Genomic DNA, 3,470 nt, shown 5'->3' with positions numbered 1-3,470 from the left:
AGGTACACGGGCAGAAAGGCCGTCACCAGCATGCCGCCCGCCACCAGCTCGTAAAGTTGGTTGGGCAGGTTGTTGGCCACTTGGTAGGAGCTTGAGAGCAGCGTGGATCCCAGGGCGAAGGCCATGATCCAGGTGCGCGCAAAGCCGGTGATGCGGGAGAGCATCACGCACACGCTGATGAGCGCGGCGGAGGAGCCGACGTCGGCGTTGCCGGCGCCGTCAAGGCCCTCGCTTTCGGCGCGCACGGGATTCGCGTGGGTTCTGTCCGCACCGGCGTGCTTGCTGACGATGGGCAGCTCCGCGGTGGATCCGGAAAACGCCTCGCGCTCGCGTCGCGAGCGGGGAACGGCTCGGTCGCGCGTCGCTTCGCGCGGGTCGGGGGTTTGGGGTTCGAAGGGATCGCGCGGAGCCGTGAGGTCCTGTCCGGCGTGCTTTCCCCCGATGACGATCTTGGAGGTTTCGCCCGGAGCGGCCGCGCGCAGCTTCGCCTTGGCGCTGGCGGGGTCGTGCCTCGGTTCCGGCTTGGGGACCACCGTCTGCGCGACGGCCGCCGCGATGGCCGTGCGGTCCAGCCCGGCGTGACGTCCCCCCACGTGGATCTCCGAGGTGGCGCCGGGGTCGGCGGGCCGCATATGTTGAGCTCGTGCGAGCTTGTCGGACATGAAACGACGCTTCCTCGTGCATCGGATATAATGGCCCATCATAGCAAACCCGGAAAGAAGACCCTCATGCGCATCCTCATCGTACGCAATAATTCCAACTCGAAGGCCCTCGACGCGTCGCTGCTTTTGGCAACCTACCTGGCAAGTCAGGGGATCGACCACGCGCTGGCGGATTCGTCCGACCTTGCGGGGGCGGACGCGCCCGAGGGAGCGGCCGAGCTTGCCGCGGGCACGGACATGGCGGTGGTGCTCGGCGGCGACGGCACCATCTTGCGCACGGCCCGGCTGCTGGGCACGACGGGCGTGCCCATCCTGGGGATCAACTTCGGCCGCCTGGGCTTTCTGGCGAACTCGAGCGACGAGGGCGTGGTGGCCGTGGTGGCTGCGGCGCTGGCGGGCGACGTGGTGGCCGAGCAGCGCACCAACCTGCGCATCGACGTGGTGTGCGAAGGGGAGGCCGACCCGTGGGGCGACGAGGATGACTCCGCAGGCGCGCTTTCGCCTGCGCCCGAGGGGAGGCGGAGCTTCTTCGCGCTCAACGAGCTGGCGGTGACGCGCGGGGCCAACGGGCGCGTCATCGACTTCGGCCTGGGCGTTTCTGGCTCCCACGTGGCCGACATGCGCGGCGACGGCCTGGTGGTGGCCACCGCCACAGGATCGACCGCCTATGCGCTCTCGGCGGGCGGGCCGCTGGTGGCGCCCGGCTTCACGGGGTTGGTGGCCGTTCCCTTGGCGCCGCACACGCTGCATTCGCGCGCCATCGTGACCGCGCCGAGCGACGTGGTGGAGATGTCGCTGTCAACCGATGCCGCCCGCCACGACGCCACGCTGTTCGCAGACGGCGAAGTGCTGTCGTTCGAACGCCCGGTGCGGCGCGTCTACGTGCGCCGCGGCGACGCCCCCACCGTGCTTTTGCGCCATCGCCACGAGGGTTTCTACGAGCACGCCGCCAAGGTGTTCTTCTGACGCGCCCGCAACGCAGGGAGCCGCTCATGCGCGCGGCGACGGCGCGGAGAGGCTCAGAGCCACAGGCGGTAGGTGGTGGCCGCGGCGTAATCGGACGTTTGGAGGGCGAAGCTTTCGACTCTCAGTCCCTCAGGCTCGGACGGGTTGGCGAGCGCGTTGCCCACGATGCGAAACGGCAGCACGATCTGCCGGGTTTCGCCGGGGGCGAGGATGTCCTCGCCGGGGTTCAAAAGCGCGTACGCCTCCAGGTCGAGCGCGATGCCGGCGCCCATCGCGTCGTCGACGCCGACGAGCAGGTCGCTCCATAGCGTGAACGTGGGCAGGGAACCCGCCCCGGCTTCGAACGGCGCGTCCGAGGCGTTGGTCATCGAGACGGCGACGAGGATGATGCTTCCATCGGAGAGGACTTTCTCCGGGCTTGCGTACGCCGTGTTCCAATCGGCGAACGATTGCGCCGAGATGATGCGGGACTCGCTCACGGCAAGCGAGAGGCCCGCGTGCTCGATCTTCCAAAACCCCAGACGGTCGAGGTCCTCCTTTTGCCGGCGGCTCAGGTTGGCCAGAAGCTCCTCGCTCGCTTCGTATGCGAGTCCCTGGACGAGGGAGGGGATGCGGGCCTCGTCCCCCGGGTTGAAGTCGACCACGTTCTTGGCGGCCCGCCCGCTTCCGGCCGAGAGCACCTCGCTTGGGTCGGCCGACGGTTCGAGCGGCTCGCCCGGCACGTAGCGTCCGACGAACCACCCCATGGCGAGGGCGGCGGCGATCAGGCAGGCGGTTCCGGCGGCGATGCGCGCCTTGCGGGCAGGCGTCATGGCTTCTCCTCTCGAAGGGTCGGGGCGCGGGGGCGCCCGGTTGTCGCCCTCGACGCTAGCACGCGCTGCCGTTTTTCGGCAACGGTGAAATATCTCACCCCTGCGTCCGGGCGCTGGGCGTGCTATGGTTCGTCGTGATGGGAGCGTTTGGAGGCAACCGACTGCGAGAGGAGACCAGCATGGGCGAATTCACGGCGTTGGCCGCGACGGCGGCCGTGCTGGTGGGCGCCGCCCTGCCGTTCGCGGCGGCATGCGCCTCCGTCGTGCGCGCGTGCTACTTCGACGCGCCCGCCCGGTCCGACGCGTTTCTTGCCCTGTACCGCCTCTCCGCGTTCGCCGCGATCGTCGTCGGGTGCTGCGCTTTGTCCGAGCTGCGGGGGGATGCGGCGGCGGCCCTGTTCGCCGTCGCATCCTGCGCGGGGTCGTTTGCGGCGGGGGCGGCGCTTGGAAGGTCGTGGCGCGCGGCCGAGGCCGCCGAAGCCCGCGCGGTCGCCGAATTGCGCGGGCTTGTGGAGCGCTATCGCGAACGGGATGCGTCGCCGGAGGCGCGATGCGCCCGCGCCGCCCGCGCGCACGGCCTCACGCGGCGCGAGGAGGAGGTGCTGCGCCTTGTCGCGCAGGGCCGCACCCAGCCCGAGATCGCGCGCGAGCTGTGCTTGTCCCGCGACACGGTGAAAACCCACGTGCGCAACCTCTACCGCAAGATGGGCGTGTCGGGAAAGGCCGAGCTTGCGGAGGCGATGGCCGCTGCCGAGCCGGCGGGCCGGGTCGGCTGAGCGAGCGGCCCGCCGGGCGGTTTTCGGGGGTTTCGGCGCCTGTTGCTCCGCCGGCCCGTCTGCCGCCCCGCCCGCCCCGTTCGCTTTCGGATTCGCTGCGGGAGGGGGGCGGGGCAAAGGGGCGCTTACTTATGATAGTAGCGGTGCTGCTCGTACTTCGGCTCGCAGCACACGTTGATGCCGAGCGTGCGGTAGAGCTTCTCGTCGGTGGCCGACAGGATCACGCTGAAGAACGCGTCGCAGCCGCGCAGGTC

5 protein-coding genes are annotated in these 3,470 nt (G+C 70.0%); 2 read left to right on the top strand and 3 right to left on the bottom strand.

Annotated elements, in window-relative coordinates:
* Nucleotides 1-662 (bottom strand): lipid II flippase MurJ (locus ACWKY3_RS00025; protein ID WP_449314370.1); only part of this gene is annotated, 662 nt, incomplete at its 3' end.
* A gap of 66 nt (nucleotides 663-728) precedes the next feature.
* On the opposite strand from ACWKY3_RS00025, the gene ACWKY3_RS00020 reads away from it, so the two are divergent.
* Nucleotides 729-1,628: an NAD(+)/NADH kinase gene (locus ACWKY3_RS00020; protein ID WP_449314369.1), complete on the top strand. Its 900-nt coding sequence runs from the start codon at nucleotides 729-731 to the stop codon at nucleotides 1,626-1,628.
* Between the two features lie 53 nt (nucleotides 1,629-1,681).
* Here ACWKY3_RS00020 and ACWKY3_RS00015 read toward each other — a convergent pair whose 3' ends face one another.
* The gene (locus tag ACWKY3_RS00015; RefSeq protein ID WP_449314368.1) at nucleotides 1,682-2,440 is read right to left on the bottom strand and encodes a hypothetical protein; all 759 of its coding nucleotides are present in this window, start codon (nucleotides 2,438-2,440) and stop codon (nucleotides 1,682-1,684) included.
* 179 nt (nucleotides 2,441-2,619) lie between these two features.
* Here ACWKY3_RS00015 and ACWKY3_RS00010 point away from each other — a divergent pair, with 179 nt between their 5' ends.
* Nucleotides 2,620-3,216 (top strand): response regulator transcription factor, encoded by a 597-nt coding sequence (locus ACWKY3_RS00010; protein ID WP_449314367.1) that lies wholly within the window; start codon nucleotides 2,620-2,622, stop codon nucleotides 3,214-3,216.
* A 125-nt stretch (nucleotides 3,217-3,341) separates the two neighbouring features.
* Here ACWKY3_RS00010 and ACWKY3_RS00005 read toward each other — a convergent pair.
* Nucleotides 3,342-3,470, bottom strand: a 129-nt coding sequence (locus ACWKY3_RS00005) for a DUF1846 family C-terminal domain-containing protein (protein ID WP_449314371.1), incomplete at its 5' end; no start/stop codon positions are given.

It is taken from the genome of Rubneribacter sp. (assembly GCF_965361815.1).
This window is presented reverse-complemented; position numbering and strand designations above follow the sequence as displayed.

Excerpts from the sequence above, each read along its gene's own strand:
- ACWKY3_RS00020 (WP_449314369.1), top strand. The coding sequence starts at position 729 with ATGCGCATCCTCATCGTACGCAATAATTCCAACTCGAAGGCCCTCGAC.
- ACWKY3_RS00010 (WP_449314367.1), top strand. The coding sequence starts at position 2,620 with ATGGGCGAATTCACGGCGTTGGCCGCGACGGCGGCCGTGCTGGTGGGC.
- ACWKY3_RS00015 (WP_449314368.1), bottom strand. The coding sequence starts at position 2,440 with ATGACGCCTGCCCGCAAGGCGCGCATCGCCGCCGGAACCGCCTGCCTG.